This is a genomic window from Fluviispira vulneris, from assembly GCF_014281055.1.
Lineage (GTDB): Bacteria > Bdellovibrionota_B > Oligoflexia > Silvanigrellales > Silvanigrellaceae > Silvanigrella > Silvanigrella vulneris.
In genome coordinates, this window is the sequence record NZ_JACRSE010000004.1 from 451,733 (window position 1) to 472,470 (window position 20,738).

At 36.4% G+C, this 20,738-nt stretch carries 14 protein-coding genes, 1 rRNA gene and 1 pseudogene; 8 read left to right on the forward strand and 8 right to left on the reverse strand.

The window, feature by feature from the left end; translation table 11 throughout:
* Positions 1 to 40: 40 nt before the first annotated feature.
* A complete protein-coding gene (locus tag H7355_RS11270) occupies positions 41 to 2,005 on the reverse strand; it encodes a hypothetical protein (RefSeq protein WP_186647504.1) in 1,965 nt (654 codons plus the stop codon).
* A gap of 736 nt (positions 2,006 to 2,741) precedes the next feature.
* Here H7355_RS11270 and H7355_RS11275 point away from each other — a divergent pair.
* Positions 2,742 to 3,344, forward strand: coding sequence for a LysE family translocator (locus tag H7355_RS11275; RefSeq protein WP_186647506.1), 603 nt, complete (start codon positions 2,742 to 2,744; stop codon positions 3,342 to 3,344).
* Between the two features lie 276 nt (positions 3,345 to 3,620).
* On the opposite strand, the gene rho is transcribed toward H7355_RS11275, so the two are convergent.
* Together rho and rocD are read right to left on the reverse strand one after the other, a co-directional pair.
* The gene (rho, locus tag H7355_RS11280) at positions 3,621 to 5,036 is read right to left on the reverse strand and encodes a transcription termination factor Rho (RefSeq protein ID WP_390808420.1); all 1,416 of its coding nucleotides are present in this window, start codon (positions 5,034 to 5,036) and stop codon (positions 3,621 to 3,623) included.
* A 543-nt stretch (positions 5,037 to 5,579) separates the two neighbouring features.
* A complete protein-coding gene (gene rocD / locus H7355_RS11285) occupies positions 5,580 to 6,824 on the reverse strand; it encodes an ornithine--oxo-acid transaminase (RefSeq protein WP_286190787.1) in 1,245 nt (414 codons plus the stop codon).
* A 111-nt stretch (positions 6,825 to 6,935) separates the two neighbouring features.
* Here rocD and H7355_RS11290 point away from each other — a divergent pair, with 111 nt between their 5' ends.
* Positions 6,936 to 7,340 (forward strand): dihydroneopterin aldolase, encoded by a 405-nt coding sequence (locus H7355_RS11290; RefSeq protein ID WP_186647508.1) that lies wholly within the window; start codon positions 6,936 to 6,938, stop codon positions 7,338 to 7,340.
* A gap of 39 nt (positions 7,341 to 7,379) precedes the next feature.
* Here H7355_RS11290 and rpoD read toward each other — a convergent pair whose 3' ends face one another.
* From rpoD to H7355_RS11310, 4 genes are all read right to left on the reverse strand, one after another.
* The gene (rpoD, locus tag H7355_RS11295) at positions 7,380 to 10,064 is read right to left on the reverse strand and encodes an RNA polymerase sigma factor RpoD (protein WP_186647510.1); all 2,685 of its coding nucleotides are present in this window, start codon (positions 10,062 to 10,064) and stop codon (positions 7,380 to 7,382) included.
* 93 nt (positions 10,065 to 10,157) lie between these two features.
* Complete coding sequence (locus tag H7355_RS11300) at positions 10,158 to 13,262, reverse strand: toprim domain-containing protein (RefSeq protein WP_186647512.1); 3,105 nt, start codon at positions 13,260 to 13,262, stop codon at positions 10,158 to 10,160.
* A 150-nt stretch (positions 13,263 to 13,412) separates the two neighbouring features.
* Positions 13,413 to 13,610, reverse strand: coding sequence for a 30S ribosomal protein S21 (gene rpsU, locus H7355_RS11305; protein ID WP_148698276.1), 198 nt, complete (start codon positions 13,608 to 13,610; stop codon positions 13,413 to 13,415).
* Between the two features lie 80 nt (positions 13,611 to 13,690).
* Positions 13,691 to 15,424: an ABC transporter ATP-binding protein gene (locus tag H7355_RS11310; RefSeq protein ID WP_186647514.1), complete on the reverse strand. Its 1,734-nt coding sequence runs from the start codon at positions 15,422 to 15,424 to the stop codon at positions 13,691 to 13,693.
* Between the two features lie 587 nt (positions 15,425 to 16,011).
* Between H7355_RS11310 and H7355_RS11315 the strand changes: the two genes are divergently transcribed.
* A complete protein-coding gene (locus H7355_RS11315; protein ID WP_186647516.1) occupies positions 16,012 to 16,647 on the forward strand; it encodes a hypothetical protein in 636 nt (211 codons plus the stop codon).
* A 12-nt stretch (positions 16,648 to 16,659) separates the two neighbouring features.
* Positions 16,660 to 17,277 (forward strand): VWA domain-containing protein, encoded by a 618-nt coding sequence (locus H7355_RS11320; RefSeq protein WP_186647518.1) that lies wholly within the window; start codon positions 16,660 to 16,662, stop codon positions 17,275 to 17,277.
* 66 nt (positions 17,278 to 17,343) lie between these two features.
* Here H7355_RS11320 and rrf read toward each other — a convergent pair.
* Positions 17,344 to 17,458 (reverse strand): 5S ribosomal RNA (gene rrf / locus H7355_RS11325).
* A 323-nt stretch (positions 17,459 to 17,781) separates the two neighbouring features.
* Between rrf and H7355_RS16225 the strand changes: the two are divergent.
* The 4 genes and pseudogenes from H7355_RS16225 to H7355_RS11345 all read left to right on the forward strand — a co-directional run.
* Positions 17,782 to 18,009 (forward strand): annotated as a pseudogene (locus H7355_RS16225) (type II toxin-antitoxin system RelE/ParE family toxin); the annotation flags it as partial.
* Positions 18,002 to 18,337, forward strand: coding sequence for a helix-turn-helix domain-containing protein (locus tag H7355_RS11335; RefSeq protein ID WP_186647520.1), 336 nt, complete (start codon positions 18,002 to 18,004; stop codon positions 18,335 to 18,337). The pseudogene H7355_RS16225 and the gene H7355_RS11335, both read left to right, overlap by 8 nt.
* Positions 18,338 to 18,427: 90 nt before the next feature.
* Complete coding sequence (locus H7355_RS11340) at positions 18,428 to 20,218, forward strand: chemotaxis protein CheA (protein WP_186647522.1); 1,791 nt, start codon at positions 18,428 to 18,430, stop codon at positions 20,216 to 20,218.
* Positions 20,211 to 20,702, forward strand: coding sequence for a chemotaxis protein CheW (locus H7355_RS11345; protein WP_186647524.1), 492 nt, complete (start codon positions 20,211 to 20,213; stop codon positions 20,700 to 20,702). The genes H7355_RS11340 and H7355_RS11345 overlap by 8 nt, the downstream gene beginning before the upstream one ends.
* The last annotated feature ends 36 nt before the right edge of the window (positions 20,703 to 20,738 follow it).

The following is a 20,738-nucleotide window of genomic DNA, read 5'->3' on the forward strand; positions in this document are numbered from 1 at the left end:
CTCACACATTTTTATTTATTGTTTTTAAAATAATTTAGATTCATGAAGGAAAAACATATATGAATCCTGGCCCAGTCACTGCGGGTGGCATGCCTGTTCCGGGATTGTTTACTTGAATTCCATAAAGTCCTGGAGTTGTATTTTTATCGACATTTACCGTTAAGGTGAGCATATTAAATACACTCGGATACGAATTCCCTGGCGCAGCATAAGTCACATCTTGCAACCCTGCTTTTTGATCCACTGTAATAGAAATTCCTGAATTGGGTGATGCAACCACTGTTGGAAGAGCATTTCCAGCACCTTTCACAGCAGTAGAGCAGATCAAAACCATTTTTAAACCTTGATCTCCTTGTCTTACTTGCACAGGCACAATGACAGAATTTGTAGCGAGTGACATGGGGAAATTAACAGGATTAGGTACTTTTGTTCCGTAATATGCATTCCAAATAGACTGATACATCATCTGCACAGGCTGTGCTTGCGCAGGTGGTAATTTTGCATCATCCGTAGGATTACTTAAGTTAACAGCGCAACTCACTGGATCTAAATCATTTGCTGGAAGGCCCCGTGCAAATAAACCAACATGATACGTTTGAGCGATTTGACCTGCCCACTGAATATTGGATGTAACTCCGCCTGAAGTGATTTTGATATCACCAATGGTTTTTGTCACACCGGCAGCAATCCATTTTGCAGGTATTTGAAAGACTGCATGCAGAATAAAATTTCCGTTAAATGGTTGATTGGTTACCGGATCGATTAACATTTCATGCCCACGCACAACTTGCCAACAATCAGCTACACTTGCCCCTGCAGGGAGCTTGGGATCATCGAACAATTGGTAATTGCTGAAATCAGGTTTTTGAATATACAGCCCAATTGGATTGGCCAAAGAAACTTTTGCAGCAGGAGTGCCCCCCACCACTTGGTTTACCGATTGACCAATAAAAGGATCGCTGTTGCGAAAGGATTGACCGTATTGACTACAACATATAAGCGATTGAGGGTTTACATTGCCAACATTTCTTTGCACAGTGGCCGCGCCTGCCAACCCCACTTCTGTTTGCAGAGTATTTGGAGAACTTGTGAGGTGCATTGCACCACCGGAAGGCGCACTGCCCCGCACAGAAAGTGGTCCTGAATTCCATTTATTTAATGGGTTATACGCAGGTCTTTGGGTAGAGGGATCGATGACAGGATTTCCCGTAACAGGATCACGCAAATAAAGCTCTTCAACTTTCACGCTGATGGTATATGGGCTGTTTGCTGGTAAACCGAAATTAAGAGTTTCTTCATATTTTTTAGCCACTGTGTTGGGATCGACACTCCAGAGAGTGTACCAATACTCTGGGTTTTCACAGACAAAATCAACCCGGGTTATCTTTCTTGCGCTATTGCGAGTGACACTCCATTCACTGTATTCATCCTGCCAACCTCTGGGACCATAGGGCCCATAGGGGTGCAATTCTCCTTTCCAATTCGGATTTGGACATAAACTCACTGGAATTTGTGGAAAAGAATGCCGAGCACCTGAACTGTCTGTGTAATAACCGGTGTCTGCTAACTCAAACAATTTTTGTTGATCTAAATTATAAGGATTGGTTTCTGGATTATTTTTGCCCAAATAATATTGAATTCTGCGTGGAAATGCGATCCATGCAACTGGAAGAGCTGCTGTTCCAGCCGGAATATTGGTTGTACCTAAATTATAATAATAGGATTGAGGAGGAGATGTGACAAACTTTCCAGTGTTATCTAAATACCCCTGATTCCAGGGATCCCCAGCAATAGATTGCTCTGTAAAGGCATTGGCATTTAAATTCCATTTGAAATTAAGATCCACCTGAGCGCTTCCGGATAAATCCTGAATAAAGGCTGGTGTTGAAAAAGGCGTATATGTGATCTTGCTACTTTTATCTGTTCCTTTAGTTTTCTTTTCAATAGCTTCTGATTTCGTGCTTTTCTGAGTCATTTTTTGTGTTTTATTTGAACCACTCGCCATAATAATTCTCCATTCATAAAATTAATTCTTACTTGTTCCTGAATGTGTCATTAAAATTTGTTGATTTAAAATCACATATTAAGCAAAAATTAGCATCTCTAAATGTCAAATTTTTAACTCATTTTCTGAGAGCGATGGTATAGCAAATAAATTACAACGAATTGAAAAAAATCATTTAAAATTATGGAGAATAAATTTAAATGCCAATTGGATTATTAAATCCAATTCCAGTTGATGAAAAATTATTTAAAGTGCCAATTTGACTCAGTTCACAATAAATGTTGCTGCTTTCAATCGGGAACTCGTGCCGAATTTGAATGAAATTTACAATCCCCTCTAGATTAAATTTTTATCAAATTGTGAGTAAACATTATATTGATAAAATTCTTCCAAGTTAATTTCATCTTATATTTGGTTTTTTGTAAAAAATCAATAATGACTGTTTATTCAAATTGTTACTCAATTTTAACAAAGAGTTGACAGTATTATAATGAACACAAACTCAGTATGAATACATTATTATTTTCCGCAGTAGATTTAATATTCATATTAATATATTTCTGCTCATATCCACTTTTTTTGTTGAAAAAGTGTCAACTTGAAATGAGGGAGGTACGATCAGATAAAATATTTAATTTCTAATATATCTTTACGTTGATCCAATTGGATGCTGATTAATTATTGATAATATTCGATAATTTTTTTTACAATTTTATAATTAAGAGTTTTTAGCAAAATGTACCTTATCTTTTTCTTTACCGTTTTATTACTAGCCTTTTCTCCTGGTCCAAACGTTGTTCTAATGATAGATAATGGCTTAAAATATCATATTAAATATGCAATTTTTGCTGTATTTGGGACAGTTACAGCTCTTTTTATCTATGCTATATTTAGTATATTTTGTATTCAGGGTATTTTTAATATCTCAAAAAATTTCTATAATATTTTAAAAGTATTGGGAACTCTCTACTTAGTATATTTAGGGTTGAAAAATATATTCTACAAACATGGATTTAAAATCAAAGAAGAAAATGTTTACATTCCCCCAAAAAGAAAAAAATTATTTGCGGAAGCCTTTTTCTGCTGCATAACAAACCCTAAAATCCTTTTTGTTTATATTGCATTAATGCCAAATTATATAGTTTCTGAAAAAAATGTTTTAATTCAAAATCTTGTTCTTGCCATGATACAAATATCAACGGTATCGCTTGCAATGATTACTTATATAATCATTGCAAGAAAAGCATCTCACTTATTTAAAAATAAAATAAAATATGTTTCTTATATATCTGGGATGGTTATGATATTTTTAGCCGCCTCTATTTTTTTAAATAATTAGGTATTAACTACGACCTAGGCTTTGAGCCCTAACAATAATATCCACTTGCAAAAATCTTTAAGAAGTAGCACATTGATCTACTAAACACCTCGCTAAAAATTCATATTACTTAGCAGTGCGTCTGGTAACCTTGGGTCAGATCAAATTTCTTTCACAAGTGATTCATATAAAATTATGAGAATAATTTATAATTAAAAAATTTATATATTCTATTAAAAAAAGAGCCTTTAAAATAAAAGGCTCTTTCTATTTATTATTATTTCGCTTATAAAACAGTTACCCGTTCATGCTGTTAAGGAAATCATCGTTGGTTTCACAACGTTCGAATCTTTGCAGTAAGAACTCCATAGATTCGATCGGTGACATAGGATGAAGAACCTTGCGGAGAACCCACAAGCGATTGAGAGTTTCTCTACCGAGAAGAAGATCTTCGCGACGGGTTGCACTCTTGTTAATGTCGATAGCAGGAAACACACGGCGTTCTGCTAAGCGGCGATCGAGTACAAGTTCCATGTTACCTGTCCCTTTGAATTCTTCGAAAATAACTTCATCCATACGGCTGCCTGTGTCGATCAATGCTGTTGCAATAATGGTCAAGCTTCCGCCTTCTTCTACATTACGCGCAGCACCGAAGAATCTTTTTGGTTTGTGTAACGCGTTGGCATCCACACCACCTGTTAAGATTTTTCCACTGGGTGGAACAACGCTGTTGTAAGCACGGGCAAGGCGCGTGATTGAGTCGAGCAAAATCACAACATCTTTTTTGTGTTCCACAAGGCGTTTCGCTTTTTCAATGACCATTTCGGCTACTTGGACGTGCCGTTGCGCAGGTTCATCGAAAGTACTGCTGACAACTTCTCCACGCACAGAGCGTTCCATGTCCGTAACTTCTTCCGGACGCTCATCAATAAGCAATACAATAAGAACGGCTTCTGGATGGTTTTGCGCAATGGAATTCGCAATATTTTGTAAAAGAATTGTTTTACCGGTCTTTGGTGGCGCCACAATAAGAGCACGCTGCCCTTTCCCAATAGGCGCAAAGAGATCGATAAGACGTGTGCTATAAACTTGAGGATCGTGTTCAAGTTTAAAACGGAAGTCAGGGTGAATGGTTGTTAAGTTATCGAATAATATTTTCTCACCTGTGAAGTCAGGTGTTTCACCATTCACAGATTCAACTTTTAACAAGGCAAAATAACGCTCATTGTCCTTTGGTGGACGGATTTGTCCAGAAACGGTATCGCCCGTGCGCAGGTTAAAGCGACGGATTTGCGAAGGAGAGACATAGATATCATCTGGCCCAGGCAAGTAATTGTAGTCAGGTGCTCTTAAGAAACCAAAACCATCGGGTAAAGTTTCAAGCACACCTTCAGAATAAACAACACCATTGCGCACAGCTTGTGCTTCGAGCAAAGCAAATACGAGATCTTGCTTTCTTAAGTTCGCAGCACCATCAATGCCCATTTCTTTTGCCATATGAACAAGGTCACTGATGTGTTTTTCTTTGAGTTCTTTAAGATTCATAACAGGAACTTCGGAATTGAATTCAGGCTCTTTTTCATCACCGCTCACAACTGGACGAGGATTTTCTGGTCTTCTGCCCATGTTTGGATTGCGATTCAAGGGTTGAGAAAAATTGTTTTGCCCTTGAAAAGAACGATTTTGATGCGGAGCACTTCCACTCTGCTGCATAGCAGGAGAAGCAGGGTGACTTGTAGAGCCTCCTCCTGCGTTCATAGAAGCTTGAGGAGAACCCATTCTATTTGGGGGAGGCGCATTCATACCAAACGGACGTGGTGAAAAGGAAGCAGCCGAAGAGCCCATTGAAGAGTTTGAAGATGACATGCTCTGATTATTTGGAGAAGAAGGAGCATTGGATGAGTCTTTTGATCGCGTAAAGATACGACGTGAAGGAGTATAAGTAGAGATACCTTCAGAATCCGAACTATCATTCGAATTTGCAGAAGAGTTGTTGTTCTCGCTGAAAAGATTATTTTCATCGGGTGTTCTACGAATGTATCTTCTTGTAGTCGTTGTATTTGTTGTACGTTTACGGGATGAAGGTGACTCATTATCGAAGTCATCATTATTTTTGTCATCTGCCATGCTGAATGATTCCAAAAGAAAAAAAGTTGAAGGGAAAAATAAGAAGGGATTTTGGCTGGTTGCGCCATTTTAACGGACGGCTATGAAAGCACATATTTTTATAACAACCAACCTTGCAAATGTCAAATCTTATTTTTTGTTCCACGCATCCTGAGTTTTAGAAAAAACTTCGGTGATGGTTTTGAGAGCGAAATCTAAACTTGACTCCTGAATAATTAAGGGAGGAGCAAAGCGTATGGTCACATCGTGAGTTTCTTTTGCAAGTATACCTCTTTCTTGTAAAAGTTCACTGTAAAAACGACCGTGTCCGGCATCTTTTTGAATTTCAATCGCATTCAACAGACCTTTTCCACGCACTTCTTTTACAACATGTGACGGAAGAGAGGACAAAGACTTTCTAAATTTTTCACCAAGTTTGAATGCTCTTTGCGCGAGATCCTCTTCAACGATTATATCCATAGCTGTTTGTGAAAGAGCACAAGCAAGCGAGTTGCCTCCGAAGGTTGAACCATGGTCGCCCGGTTTCAGCACACCTATAACTTCTTTGGAACCAACGACAGCTGAAATCGGATAAAACGCTCCACCAAGTGCTTTGCCAAGAATAAGCATATCAGGATGACAATCCTCGTATTGGTGAGCAAAAAGCTTACCTGTCCTTCCCATACCTGTTTGAATTTCATCAGCAATACATAAAATATTGTGTTTTTTGCATATTGAACTAATTTTTGATAAATACCCTTCAGGTGGAATGATAATCCCAGCTTCACCCTGGATAGGTTCAAACAAAAAACCCACTGTATTTGGGGTGATCGCTTTTTCTAAGGCATCGGCATCGCCAAAAGGGACTGCGCGAAAGCCGCCACAAAATGGACCAAATTCTTGTTTATACTGTAATTCACTCGAAAAACTTACAATCGTTGAAGTGCGGCCATGAAAGTTATGATCGCAGACGATTATTTCAGCGCTGTTAAGAGGGATTTTTTTTACGACATAACCCCATTTACGTGCTATTTTAATAGCTGTCTCAACTGCTTCTGCTCCCGTGTTCATTGGCAATGCCATGTCCATAGAGCACATCTCTGTGAGCTGCTTAAGCCATGGTCCCATTTGGTCGTTGTGAAAAGCGCGGGAAGTCAAAGTGATTTTTTGCGATTGATCCATAAGAGTTTTTTGTAAACGTGGATGACAGTGCCCTTGGTTGACCGCACTGTAAGCACTTAACATGTCCAAATATTTTTTCCCATCGATATCCCAAACCCATTCTCCAAAACCTTTTGTCAACACAACTTCAAGTGGATGATAATTGTGCGCGCCATATTTATTTGCCAAATCTATATATTTTTTTGCAGTCTCTGAACTCATTGGGTTTGTCATAAGGTCACCTTTGTTCTATGTGATGCTGTGGATAAAAAAGAGAAACAAATACATTGGATCTTTTTTATATCTTTGTTTCTCGCTTATCGCCAAAAAATTGAGGAATAAAAAATGAGCGCAGTTCCCCACAACAATAAGCTACTAAAAAAACAAGAATTCTGTTGGATACACATAACTGACCTAAGAGTTTTTCTTTACTTAGGAGCCAACCAATATGAAGAGAAAATTGGGCAAAATTTGCGACTTGATCTCTCTCTCAAAATTCAAATCAATGATACCAATGATAAGCTTGAAAATACGGTTGATTATAGTTATGTGTGTGAATATATCACAGAAAAAATAAAAGAACTGAATAAAATTAAACTACTTGAGTTTCTTGCTGAACAGCTGCTCAATTCTATTGGAAGTAAATTCCCGAAAATCGCCGCAGCGCGTATTGCTATTGAAAAGGGCTATGTCCCTCTCCACAACTTTACAGGCAAAATAAAAATAGAAGCTGAAAAAGAATTTTATTAAAAAAAGGTGTTTCGCTGTTTAAACGAAACACCTTTTCTCTTAACTTTCTATAAAAGCTTTTAACTTTTTAGAACGGCTTGGATGACGCAGCTTTCTCAATGCCTTGGCCTCTATCTGACGAATACGCTCACGCGTTACATCAAAACTTTGCCCCACTTCTTCGAGTGTGTGGTCTGTCTTTTCACCAATACCAAAACGCATACGCAAAACTTTTTCTTCACGCGAAGTTAAAGTTGCCAAGACCTTTTTGGTTTGGTCGGAAAGACTTTGGTTCGCCACGATGTCAATAGGCGCACCATGGGTTTTGTCTTCCAAAAAGTCTCCATAGTGATTGTCTTCTTCTTCGCCAATAGGAGCTTCGAGAGAAATCGGTTCGCGGGCAATCTTCATCACCTTACGTACTTTTTCAATACTCATGTCCATGCGTTGAGCAATTTCTTCGGGAGTGGGTTCACGCCCCATTTCCTGCACAAGCTGACGGCTAGTTCGTACCATTTTATTAATAGTTTCAATCATATGCACAGGAATACGGATCGTGCGCGCTTGGTCTGCAATCGCACGTGTGATAGCTTGGCGAATCCACCAAGTCGCATACGTACTGAATTTGTAACCACGGCGGTATTCAAACTTTTCGACGGCTTTCATCAGGCCGATATTACCTTCCTGAATAAGGTCGAGAAATTGAAGTCCACGGTTCATGTATTTTTTAGCAATCGAAACAACGAGGCGCAAGTTTGCTTCAATCAGCTCACGCTTAGCTTCTTCAGCAAAGCGATTTGCATTGCTTATCACTTGGTACTTTATCGCAATTTCACTTCTGCTTAAGAAACAAGCTTGTTCACTTGATAGGATTGCGTTTTGCGCAGAGATATAAGTGTTTTTAAAGTTTTCCCAGTCTCTTTCGGTTAAGAAATTCACTTCGATGGGACGAGAAGCATTGTTATTGCAATAAGCAGCTAAACGCGCTTCATCGAGACGTGTTCTCACTTTAACTTTATTGATTTCTTTCATGCAGTCAGAGACTGACTTTGCATGCGTGTCGAGCTCCGTTACAATCTGCTGAATAATACGACGATTGACATTGATTTCCTTGATAATTTCAAACATTTGGCTGCGCGATTCATTGAGAATTTCGCGTTCATGGTTAGAAAGTTTATCAAGTCCCTGTAAGCCAAATTTATCTTCAATTTCAACCGCTGTGTTCGCAAGCTTCATAAAGCTTTCAACAAGGACGCGCACGCGTTGGGATTGACCTTCATCGTTCGCTTGATCTTGCTCATCATCAAAACCCTTAACTAGGTTTTTGGCTTTGATAATACCGTCGATAAATTTTTGTCCCACATCGCACATATGGTTGATGCCGATACGCAATGAAACCAAATGCTCAAGCAGCTTATTTTCTTCATTTTCAATTTTCTTAGCAATTTCAACTTCACCATCGCGGGAAAGAAGAGCCACTTGCCCCATTTTTCTCAAATAGACGCGCACAGGGTCATTGCTACGCCCCGCAGCATCGAGGTCTTCTTCTTCACCACCGAGGTCAGCACCAAATTCTTCGGCTGCTAAGAAGTCATCTTCTGGCAATGCGGTTGGATCTTCAGATTCGGAATCGACTTCTGCAAGAAGATCTTCTTCTTCATCTAGAGTGAAATCATCAATTTCTTCATCAACAGCAACTTCATCGAAAGAATCTTCTTCCTCGGAATCGGCGCCTTTGCCTTTTGCTTGTTTTGCGGGCTTTTTAGTTGACTCCGCTTTGACATCTTTCTTTTTGGCATTTGCAGCTGCAGCGGAAGATGCACTGGCAGCCGCTGCTTTTTTGTCTTTTTCTTCGATTTCTTGCACAGCAGAGGCTGTAGCTTTATTCTCTTTTTTAATTAAAACAACTTTATCAGCAGCTGGTTTTGCCTTTTTATCTTTGCTTGAGTCTAACCCCTTTAGGGAATCTGAAGATTTAGCTGACTCTACACTTTTCGCAGCAGGAGCTTTTCTCGCAGGACTTTTTTTGGCCACGCTTGCTTCTGCTGTGTGTGACTTTTCAGCTTCTGTATTTTCATGAGATTTTTCGACAGTTTTTTTTGCTGGGCTTGCGGCTTTTACAGCAGTCGCTTTTCCGCCTGCCCCCTCTGCTTTTGCCCGTACAATTTTGACTTGCTTAGGCGCAGCTAAGGATGTTGTTAGCTCGTCCTTTCCTTTTGCCGTATGCGCAGCGAGAACGGAAGCAGCTTGAGGCTCTTCTTTTCCCTTTGCCACTGAGGCAACCGGAGAGGTCAGTTTAACTGATTTTTTTGCCGCAGACGGGACTTTGCTCGTTTCTTTATCGCTCACTTTTCCACTTTTCTCTAACTTAAAAGGACTTGATTTTTCCCCAAGTTTTTCAGCCTCTTTTGGCTCTCTTTGGGGTTTAACGGCATGATGTTTCATATCTTTTTCAGATTTCACTGCAGGAGTTTTTTTCACCTCCTGAGCAGCCTCTGGTGAGTCTTTAGAAACATGTTCAGATGATTTTACAGATTGTTTTTTAGTCAAAGGCTGATTCTCTTTTTTTACTGTCTTAGATGGTTCCGCAGACTTTGCTTGAGGCTGAGCTTTCGCAGGAGTCTTTTCTACTTTTTTTGCCTGTGGTGCAGGCTTTGCGTTCATAGTTTTTTCTTTGCTTTGGGTATGCTCAGAAGCACGTTTCTGACTACCAATGACAGCTGACTTTGACTTGGAATTCGTCATATTTTAAAAACCCCCAAGAATCACAAAACAAAAAACTATTCGAACAGCGATGCTTGAATAGCACAAAAGAAATAATTTGAAATGATTTTTCTTTCATTGCAAACTAAAAGATTCGAAATTGCTAAATTTTGTACGTCGTCGCATTCTCTCCTTGACAAGATCTTGAAATTGCTTATCTATCTCGTTATCAAAATGAAAACTCGAAAATGCCCGCAGAGCATTATCAATATAATCGAGTTCAAGGTGGAGTAAAGTCTCTGCAACAAATGAACTCAATCCACCACGTTGCGCTGACAATTTTACGTTTCGCAGCTGAAACCTTAAAAACCCAGAGTTTTTTAGATCCCAAATATTTTTTAATGATATCATGGACACATTGCCAGGCAAGCCTTCCTTCAACAATTCCTCCTTATGAAATTGTAATAATACATGTGCTTCCGAAGTCACATAAGCAATAAGGAGCTTTGCATGAGAAGAAAATTCCCAAGAATTCAAGCCTTCTAAATCTAGCAAACTAACATAGGGATTTTCAATCATTATGGCAATGAATTCAAGAAAAACCGCAAAACTTTGCGCAGACATTTGATGATTAAGAGCTAAAGCACAATACATTTCATCACTCTCTTCACCACTGGAAAGTCCTTGAGCCACATTTCTGAGTCGGTCAGGCAGCTCTGCAAACTTTGAATGCACTAGGGTAAAGAGAAATTTAACCTCATGAGTGTTCAAAACTGGCCAGTCTTCAAGGGTTTTTTCCTGCAAAATCGGGCTTTCTTTTACTGCCAAAGGTCGATTTACAGAAAAAGACTTTTTCCCCATTTCGTTGCGCAAACTTGAAACGGTCATATTTGAAAAATATCTTTCGCACAAAAAACTCAAAACTTCATTTTGAGTAGATTGATCTGGATGCAAAGCAACTAAAGCAAGAACTTGTTCTTTCACTAAACTTAAAAATCGCTCTGGTTGAGAATTTGATTCAACTAACAACCATTCACAAATTTTATGTAACAAAGGTATACGCTGTTCTGTTAATTTAAAAAACCGTTCGACTCCAAACTTATGGATGAATTCATCAGGATCTTTCCCAACAGGAAGAAGCATATATTCTAAATCGACGCCAGAGTAAGGAAAAGCCACTGAAAAAGATCTTTTCGCTGCATTTTGACCCGCTTGATCACTATCAAAACATAGGACGATTCTTTTTGTCACTTTAGTTAAGATTTCCATATGCGCTTGAGTCAAAGCTGTACCCATAACAGCAACTGTGTTAGTGACGCCCGCATTGACCAAAGATATACAATCCATATATCCTTCAACAACAATAACATACCCATAGCTGACTATCGATTTTAAAGCACCATAAAAATGAAATAAAATTTTTGACTTTGCAAATAAATCAGATTCTGGTGAATTAATATATTTTGGCATTTCTTTTGCTTGCAATGCTTGGTTTTTAAAAAAAAGTCGACCAGCTAATGCCACGGGAGTTCCATCTGTTCCATATATTGGAATTATAATTCGATCATGAAAAAGATCGAAATATTTTCCCTGACTCATTCTCGGTTTTATGAGACCCAATTTTAACGGTGTTTCAGAAACAATAATATTATTTTCAACTTTACGAGATAGATCATTGCTTCCAGGGCAAAAACCCAAATTCCACGCAATGATTTGCTCATGGGAAATGCCTCTTTCTAAAAGATAAACTTGCGCTTCTTTGCCTTTCTCGGACATTAAAATTTTATGGTAAAAAAGAATTGTCTTATGTAAAAAATCTTTTTCACTCGCAATTTTATTTAAATTATTTTCAGGAATGACATCCACTTTTTCAACTGATTTTATGCTCAATTGATCCTTACTTTTTTCTTCTTTTTTTAAATAATTAATTTCTTTATTTTCTTTTTTGAAATTTAAGTCATACTTATTTCTGCTTTGTGCTTGAAATAAAATTTCTTTAGCTGAACCAAAATAAATGCGACTCAAATTATCCAAAATTCTATTTTTTCGCTCAAAATCTTCTATTTTGTTCAAAACAGGTATTATAAATTTCTTAAATTCTTCTATTTTTTGAGATTCAGACACATGCTCAGCATAAATTACTTTTTCTGTTACTTCATTTATTACAAATTTTATTTGGGAAAGCCATTTTTGCAATCCATTATCGTCATAGTTTGTTAAGAAATTTCTCAATCCACCTGCCGTTTTTGGAAATTTTAATATCTGTAAAGTAATGTCTTCTAGATGAATATTATCAACAAAAGTTTTCCACAAAAATGAATTACAAGCTTTGGAATCCTCGAGAACCAAGGTAACTACAGGCACTCTTTTGGCAAAGATTTTCGTTAAATTTAAATCCAATTTTTCACCGATACATACCACTGTATTTGCAATATTTCTTTGCGCTAAAAAAAGAAAATCAACTAGGTTTGTCACAACAAATAATTGCTTTGCTTTTGCTGCATGGGAACGTGCATTTTGCCAATTCATTACTGGTAAAAAAGATTTTGGATAGGGAGTGTATTGCTCTAAATCTGTAAATAGCTGCAGACAATCTTCTTCCGTTTTAATGGATTCAATCGCAATTTTTTTTGAAAAAAGAAAGCCAGTTATTTTTCCGCTGTCTTTATAAATTGGAAATACCAGACGTTCAGATAAATCAAACGGTTTATAATTGCCAAACTCTCTTTTACTAAAAAAATCATGACAAGCCTGCGCTGATCCAGAATAGCCATAATCAAATTTTCGTTGGTCTATTAAAAACAAATAGAATGCACTGTTTTCTTTTTCTGCATTTTTAAGCAGTAATAAAAGATTTTCTTTAAAAAAAGCTTCCATATCCATAAGGTTTTTATTCTGCTTCTCAAAAAAAGCAGCACTCAAATGACTCTTAGGATCTTGATCGCTTGGGCTTTCATACTCTAAGGGAAGTTGATACATTTCAGCTAAACTTTGCACAGCCTCACGAAAAGAAGCACCTGTCCTATGCATTTCATAATCAATTAAGTTGCCGTGCGCTTTGCAAGCAAAACAATGATAGTTATCTGTATAAATGCATAAACTTGGGGATGTATCTTGGTGAAATGGACATTTGGCAACAGAATGACTGCCCGAACGCTTAACTTCTAAGTAGCGTTTGAGGTGATCTGGTAAGTTAACGGTATCAATAATATTCTGAATAGATTGCTTGCGAAGCCTCAAATAAGAACCTCACCATTTGTTGAAGTTTTTCTTCTCCACTCCGAGGAGTTTGAACCTATCACACTTTGAGCACTTAGGAAAAAAAAGAGAGAGCCGTTTTTCACAACTCTCTCTTTCTTTAAAGCTCTCTTTTAGCTCAACAAAGACTCATTAAGCCATGAGTTTCTTTTGTTTTTTTAGAGCGCGCTTACGAGCAGCCATACGTTTTCTCTTGATTTTAACAGAGGGTTTTTCATAGTGCTCACGTTTGCGAATTTCAGAGAGAATACCTGCTTTTTCGCATTGCTTCTTAAAACGACGCATCGCGCTTTCAAAGGTTTCACCTTCTTTAATCTTTACAACTGGCATATTGTTCACCCCCCTTCTATATAATCTTCCGAGCATTAAGCCTCAGCCCTGAGCTCGAGAGGAGTGCATATCTTATAATTTCAAGAATGACAAGGGTTGATTGGAGGATTTTGCGGAGAAAAGTATATTTTGTTCTGTTCAACGTGCAAACGTACATTGGCCAATTTCAGCAGCGATTGATCATGTGAAGCAACAATAACTATGCTGTTTTCCTGTCTCAGCCGCTCAATCACCTGCAGAATTTTTTCTTTGCTTTCGCTATCAAGACCACTTGTAGGCTCATCGAAGAGATAGATTGACGCTTTTCGCAGCATAGCACGTGCTACCTCAAGTCTTTGTATCTGTCCGCCAGACAGTCCTCCCAAATATTCGTCAAGATCGGTTTCAAACCCTCGGGCAAAATACTTGAGGGAAGACAGCAAGCCCACCTCTGAGAGGGTTTTATTGAGCTCTTCTGCACTGCTATCAATGGAATCACAACAGAGGTTTTCCCGAATACTCCCCTTTAATAAAAAAGGTCTCTGGCCAATATGCGCTATTTGAGCATCTGCAATTCCCTGAACTGAATTCTTTATTACTATGGAGCCTTGTGTGGGAGCATAAAGCCCACCAATAAGATGGAGTAGAGTTGACTTTCCACCCCCAGATTCCCCGGAAATTCCATAAATTTTCCCCGATTCAAAAGATAAATTCAGCTCAGAAAATAACCAGCGCTTTTCCCCTTCGGTAGCAAATGGAAAACGAAACCAAATATTATTTAATTCTAACAATGTACTTGTTGAAGCTACGGAATTTGTATTTGCTATATTATGAGAATAGGAACTCAGAAAAGTCATAGGCTTTTCCCCTGCCTCGAGCATTCTCTTTATGCGCTCGATTGAAGTCGCAGATTTTTCCAGCTCAAAGAAAAACTCTATCATGCGATCCGCAGAAATAAATAACTCTCGTGATAATAAAAATAACAAAAATAGCTTAACAAAGGATAGAGTACCTTTTGGGTAATAATAATTCAGCATTAATATAACTAATATCGTTACAAAACTCACAATGGCAGTAAATATAGATATTTTTCCATGAGTTGTATATATATAATCATTCTGTTTCTTTAAGTTCTCCGATGCACCATTGTATTTTAATTGATACATATTGACAAAACGATTCATGCGAATAGAAGAGGCATTGTCTATGATCTGATGATAAAAAGCGGTTAATTTATCAAATGCGCTATACAATCCCGGAAGAGTCGCTTCGAGTCTGACCTGATTGATTTTGCGAAAACTAAGAATAACGGCTAGTGCAAGAATTTCTATAAATATCGTTCGCAAATCCAAGAAAGCAATTAATACGCAGGAAAGAATAAAGCGGATGAGCAAACTGAAGTTCGGCAATAACTTTTTGGTATTAAACTGCGCAACCAAGTATGAGTCTTTTGTATAGACTGATGTATAATATCCTTTGTCATGTTGCGAAAAGGAATCATATGGCATTGTCAAAATAGCTAAAGCCAGCCTTGCCTTTATAAAAACCTGCATTCTTTGAAAACACAATTCGGTTAATTGCATAATCAATGGATTTAATATCGTAATGGCAAAATAAATAACGATAAGAGGAATAATAAATACGCTCGTCGCGTACTTTGTCAGCTCGCCGCCAGCTATCCCCATGCGATCATATTGAAAAATAAAAACACACTTCCCAAGAAAAGCCTCCACCAATAAAAGTGCAAAATAAAAATAAAGATATGAACTCTTATTTTCTAATAACAATTTGATAGAAAAATATATTGCGCTCTTTATTTTCGAGAAGTTTTTCATATTTAACCTAATTATTTTCGGAAAGATTAAATTTATGAAATTTAGTTTAATTCATTTACGAAATAAATCAACAATAAATATTCTTGCTCAAAAAAATAGACGTTCTTTTATTCATAACTCTCATTTTTCACAAATATAATTTTCCTATCTTCTGTAAATTTAAGTTGAATAGGCAAATTTCTTTTAGAAGAGAGAGATATATTATAACGAATAACTTGGGCAACGGAAACTTCTTCGAAGCAAACCCTTTGCCGCTAACCCCCCACTAAAGTTGACAAAACATAATATCGATTGTACTTTTTATAAAATTTCATTTAGAATTTCTGTGATTTATTTTTTCTAAATGACATCGAAAAAATCTCCATAAAAATATTTTGAGTTTAAAGGAGATCTATTTGAGATTATTTATATTTGGTTTTGTATTTGCTATTATAGTCTTTTTTATTATTAATCGATTTAATAAAAAAGACAAAAAAAGCACCTATAATACCTCTGTAAAAGAAATAGAAACTAAAAAACCAGTGGTCTCGGAATATGACGAGATCAAAAATTAATTTGTTCAATTACAGGAAAATCTAAAAAATGATTTGAAGCTTATGGAAAGCGCCATTCATGAACTCAGTCTTATAAGAGATGAAAAAGCAAAAAATCTGACAAATTTAACAAGTCGAAGTCAAGAGCTGCAATTGATTTTAGCTGAACTGATCCAAACCTACAAATCAACAAAAGATGAGTCCCTAAAGCAAGAATATAGCAAATTGGCAAATGAAAGAGACAGTCTTCAGAAAAGAATCGAAGATATTCATGTCAATCTTGCAGAACAAAATGAATTGATCGATAATTATAATGAAAAAAAAGAACAGATACAGGCGAATTTAACTAACCTGAAAGAACATGAAAAAGAAACACTCTTAAATATAAACTCCTTTAAAAAAATTCAAGAGATTGAAAAAAATTTGAGCACGATTTCAGAAAATAATTATAATAAAACGCTAGAAAAAGTTCAAGAATACAATGCGAAAATAAAAGCCACTGCAAAAATTTCTATCCAATTAAATCAAAAAAGCAACCAAACACTCGATGATGAATTGATGCTTTCTGGTGCTGATAATAAATACAATAATGAGTTCAAACAAAATTTAAAAATGGAGGAAATGTGGAATATAAATAAAGAAAAAAAGATTGATACTGACAAGAATAGAGTGAACGATCTTTTTAGCTAATTGGAGTTCATTATGATAAAAACAGGAGATTTAAATATGAGAAATTATGTCGTAGTCATAGATAGATCAGGATCCATGTCCGAACCCGTGAGCAAAAAAAATCCAACCACACGCTGGAATTATGCCAAAGAATCCGTGATTGCCCTAGCAAGAAAATGCGCAGAATATGATGCGGATGGAATTGATATTTATACGTTTAATAGAAGCTTCCAACGTTTCCCAAACACCACAGCCGATAAAGTTGTCGAAATATTCAATCAAGTCACACCCAATGGTGGAACAGATTTTGTTCCCGTTCTCACCGATGTTATTAACAATCATTTCAATCACTCAGACAAACCTACTTCAGTAATCGTTGTCACAGATGGGGAGCCAACAGATGGCGTGCAAGGGCAACGCAGTTTGGCTAATTTAATTCTCGAAACAAGCAAAAAAATAGAAAGTGACAATGAATTCGGAATTTCGTTTATCCAAATCGGAGATGACAAATACGCACGGGATTTCTTAAAAAAACTTGATGATGATATGGTCTCAATTGGCGCGAAGTTTGATATTTGCGATACAAAAACCTGTGATGAAATAGAAAATATGTCACTCGATCAGGTTTTACTCGATATTGTGAACGACTAAATTATTGAAAAATATTTGATAAATAAAAAAACCCTCTGGCGATTTATCCAGAGGGTTTAAAATTTAAGGCTGCACAGAGCTACTCTCCCACACTTAAGAGTGCAGTACCATTGCCGCAGACGGGCTTGACTTCGGAGTTCGGAATGGGATCCGGTATTTCCCCGTCGCAATCAGCACAGCCAAAGCGATAAAACTTTGCTAAAAGGTAGTTAGCTGGCTTATGCGAATAAGTCAAGGACACAGAGGAGAAATTATAAAGTTGAATGAAATAATGCACTTATCCTAGACAATCAAAGCTTTAAAATTCTTCATTGAAACACCTAAAATTTAGTTTACTTTAATAAAGCAGTTTAGTATACTAAACTTAAACCGATAGGTAATATCAAGGATGAAGAGTGATTATCGTGTGTTTTTTACGTAACAAATAATGGTGAAAAACCAGTTGCTAAGTGGATGAAAAAGTTAATTAAAGAAGACCGGTAATATTTAGGAGATTTATTACGAGATCTCGCATTAGATGGGCCATATTCGAGACCAAAAGTTTTTAAGCATCTCGAAGGTGATTTATGGGAAATCAGAGACTTACGAACGGGAGCTGGTTACAGGATATACTTTGGTTTTGACGGCTTCAATATTGTTTGCTTGGTAGTAAATTCAGGTAATAAACAAAGCCAAAACAGGGATATTGAGTTAGCAAAAAGACGGCTAAAAAATGAGGTGCAACATGACTAAAATGAATTTTAGCAAAAATGATTATGACAAATTTCAAACTTTAGATGAGCTTGAAAAAGAAATATTTTCTGAAGATGAAATAAGAGATATTCATACACGTGCTTTAAAAAGAGCAAAAGCTCGAAATGAAATGACCGAAGCTGTTTCAAAAGCGCTTATCCAATATATGGCGAGCCATCATATTGGATTTAATCAATTCAAAAAACAACTGCATATGAGCTCCGCAACTCTTGCAAAAATTCTTAAAGGCAATTCAAATCTCACGTTGGACACCATAGCTGAGATCAGCGAAGCCACAGGTCTTAAAATAAGCCTGCATATTGGCTAGTTTATATAAACCTGCCTCTAAAAAAGCCTCATATACCCTCCCTTTCAGACGATAACACTCTGATGTGATAATCAGGTTGTGGATGCAAATATGAGTAATAACAAAGATATAAGCTTATTTATAGGATCCTATTTAGAAGAAGCTCAGGACAATCTTGAGCTTTGGGAAAAAACTTGTATCGAGATGGAAAAACATCCTTCACAAGAATTATTTGCAAACTTATTTCGCCTAGCGCACAACTTAAAAGGCTCTGCCCGTTCCGTTGGCTTAGAGTCCTTTGCTACATTTATCCATAAAATAGAAGATATTATATCACTCCTCCGCGATGGACAAAGAGAGTTCAACGTGGAATTAATAAGTTTATTTTTCAAATGCCATTCACTTTTAGAAAATTGGTGCGAAGAATTAAATAACGACTTAAACTACATACCAGAAAATATATCCGATTTTGAAGTCTACCTTCATCAATTTAATAACTTGCCCAGCAATCAAAAATCTGAAGAAATAAGTTTTGGTGTCTTTCAAGAAAACCTCCCCCCTGAAAATGCGGAAAATAAGTCTGAAAATATAGGATTTGGTGTCTTTCAAGAAAACCTCCCCCCTGAAAAAGATGAGAGAAAGAAAATAGAAGAGCAAAAGTCTAAAACAAATACAATCAATAAAATAGATACAATCAGAGTCCCCATCAACAAAATTGAAACAATTATGAATCATATCAGTGAACTTTGCTCCAATCATGCCATTATTTTTCACTGCAAAAATAATAATAAATATAGTTCAAATTCTTTTAACAATGCAGTCAATATCTGTAAAAAAATAATTAAAGAATTGCAGTCAAATGTTTTTTCTCTTCGACTGGTACCACTCACTTCTATCTTTCAACGTCTTGAAAGAACAGCTGTCTCTCTTGCAATTCAGCAGAATAAAAAAATTGTAATCATAATGGAAGGTTCCCATATTGAAATTGATAAAATAATTATTGAAAAAATAATGGATCCATTGGTACATGTCATTCGAAATGCAGTTGATCATGCCATAGAGCCAGAAGAAGAAAGAGTAAAAAAATCTAAACCTGTGGTCGCAACCATAAAAATTTCAGCCACGCAAAACACAAGCCATGTGATCATAACAATTACTGACGATGGTAAAGGAATCAACGCAAAAAAAGTTTTTGAAAAAGCTGTGCAGAAAAACATGGTAGCAGAAAACGCAAAACTCAGTGAACAGGAAATCTACCAATTCCTTTTCTCTCCAGGTTTTTCCACGGCAGAAAAAATTACAGAAGTTTCTGGTCGAGGTGTCGGTTTAGATGTCGTTAAACAAGTTTTACAAGAGATTGGTGGCCATGTAAATATTCAAAGTCAAATTGATGAAGGCTCAAAATTTGAATTTCATTTACCAGCAAATCTTTCGATTATAGAAACACTTATTATTAAAACTGATAATTTAAATTATGTAATTCCCATATCTGAAATTGAAGAAGTTCTTGATTTATCTAAATTTAAAATTGATACAGTCACAAATAGTGAAAGAATGATTTTTGTAAGAGATATACCTGTCATAATTAAAAATCTAGGCAGTTATTTATTGAATCATAATAAAAATGAATCAAAAACAATTGCAATGAATAATTCAGCAATTTTAGTTGAATTTAATAAACAGTTTTATGCTTTTGAAATCGATCATATTATTGGCATTGAATGCATTGTCTTTAAAAAGAAAAGTGAAAAGTTTAATGATTTTAAATTTTTCACAGGATCAGCTGTTTTACCGAGCGGTGAACCCGCTTTTATTTTAAGTTTAAAAGAACTCATTTCTCAATTGGTTCTTCCTAATGTAAACATTAATCATATTGAAATAATGGAGAATAATTTTGAATAACGATGAAAACAATCAAAATTTATTTTTAGTTTTTCATTTGAATAATGAAATATATGGCACAAATTTAATGCAAGTGCGAGAAGTTATAGAAAGACAAACTCCCAAACCTGTGCCGAATACGATTCAATCATACATTGGTGTTATTAATGTCAGAGGAGAGATTGTCGGTGCAATTGATTTACGTCTACGCTTTGGCTACCCAAGTTTAGATTCCCCTGAGAAAAATTCAGCAATGATTATCCTAAATTTACCAAGCGGAACTTTAGCAGTTATCACAGATCAATTGGAAGGAGTCTTTCGCCTTAATTTTTTAGAACATGGACAAAAACCTAAAATAGAATCCACAATCCCAAATGATTATATATTAGGAATGTGTGAATTTAAAAATAAAATTATAACAATAATAGATCTTCATTCAATTTTAAATGCTCAAGAAATTACAAATTTGAAACAAGTAAATAATGAAAGTAGGGAAACAAAATGAATATCAAAAAAATTTACTTCTCAATGCGTTTCAAAA

Bases quoted from the DNA above. Each gene is read 5' to 3' on its own strand.
- H7355_RS11320 (WP_186647518.1), top strand. From the start codon at position 16,660: ATGATAAAAACAGGAGATTTAAATATGAGAAATTATGTCGTAGTCATA.
- rpoD (WP_186647510.1), bottom strand. From the start codon at position 10,064: ATGACGAATTCCAAGTCAAAGTCAGCTGTCATTGGTAGTCAGAAACGT.
- H7355_RS11340 (WP_186647522.1), top strand. From the start codon at position 18,428: ATGAGTAATAACAAAGATATAAGCTTATTTATAGGATCCTATTTAGAA.
- rho (WP_390808420.1), bottom strand. From the start codon at position 5,036: ATGCAGCAGAGTGGAAGTGCTCCGCATCAAAATCGTTCTTTTCAAGGG.
- H7355_RS11270 (WP_186647504.1), bottom strand. From the start codon at position 2,005: ATGGCGAGTGGTTCAAATAAAACACAAAAAATGACTCAGAAAAGCACG.
- rocD (WP_286190787.1), bottom strand. From the start codon at position 6,824: ATGACAAACCCAATGAGTTCAGAGACTGCAAAAAAATATATAGATTTG.
- H7355_RS11335 (WP_186647520.1), top strand. From the start codon at position 18,002: ATGACTAAAATGAATTTTAGCAAAAATGATTATGACAAATTTCAAACT.
- H7355_RS11290 (WP_186647508.1), top strand. From the start codon at position 6,936: ATGAGCGCAGTTCCCCACAACAATAAGCTACTAAAAAAACAAGAATTC.
- H7355_RS11275 (WP_186647506.1), top strand. From the start codon at position 2,742: ATGTACCTTATCTTTTTCTTTACCGTTTTATTACTAGCCTTTTCTCCT.
- H7355_RS11310 (WP_186647514.1), bottom strand. From the start codon at position 15,424: ATGAAAAACTTCTCGAAAATAAAGAGCGCAATATATTTTTCTATCAAA.
- rpsU (WP_148698276.1), bottom strand. From the start codon at position 13,610: ATGCCAGTTGTAAAGATTAAAGAAGGTGAAACCTTTGAAAGCGCGATG.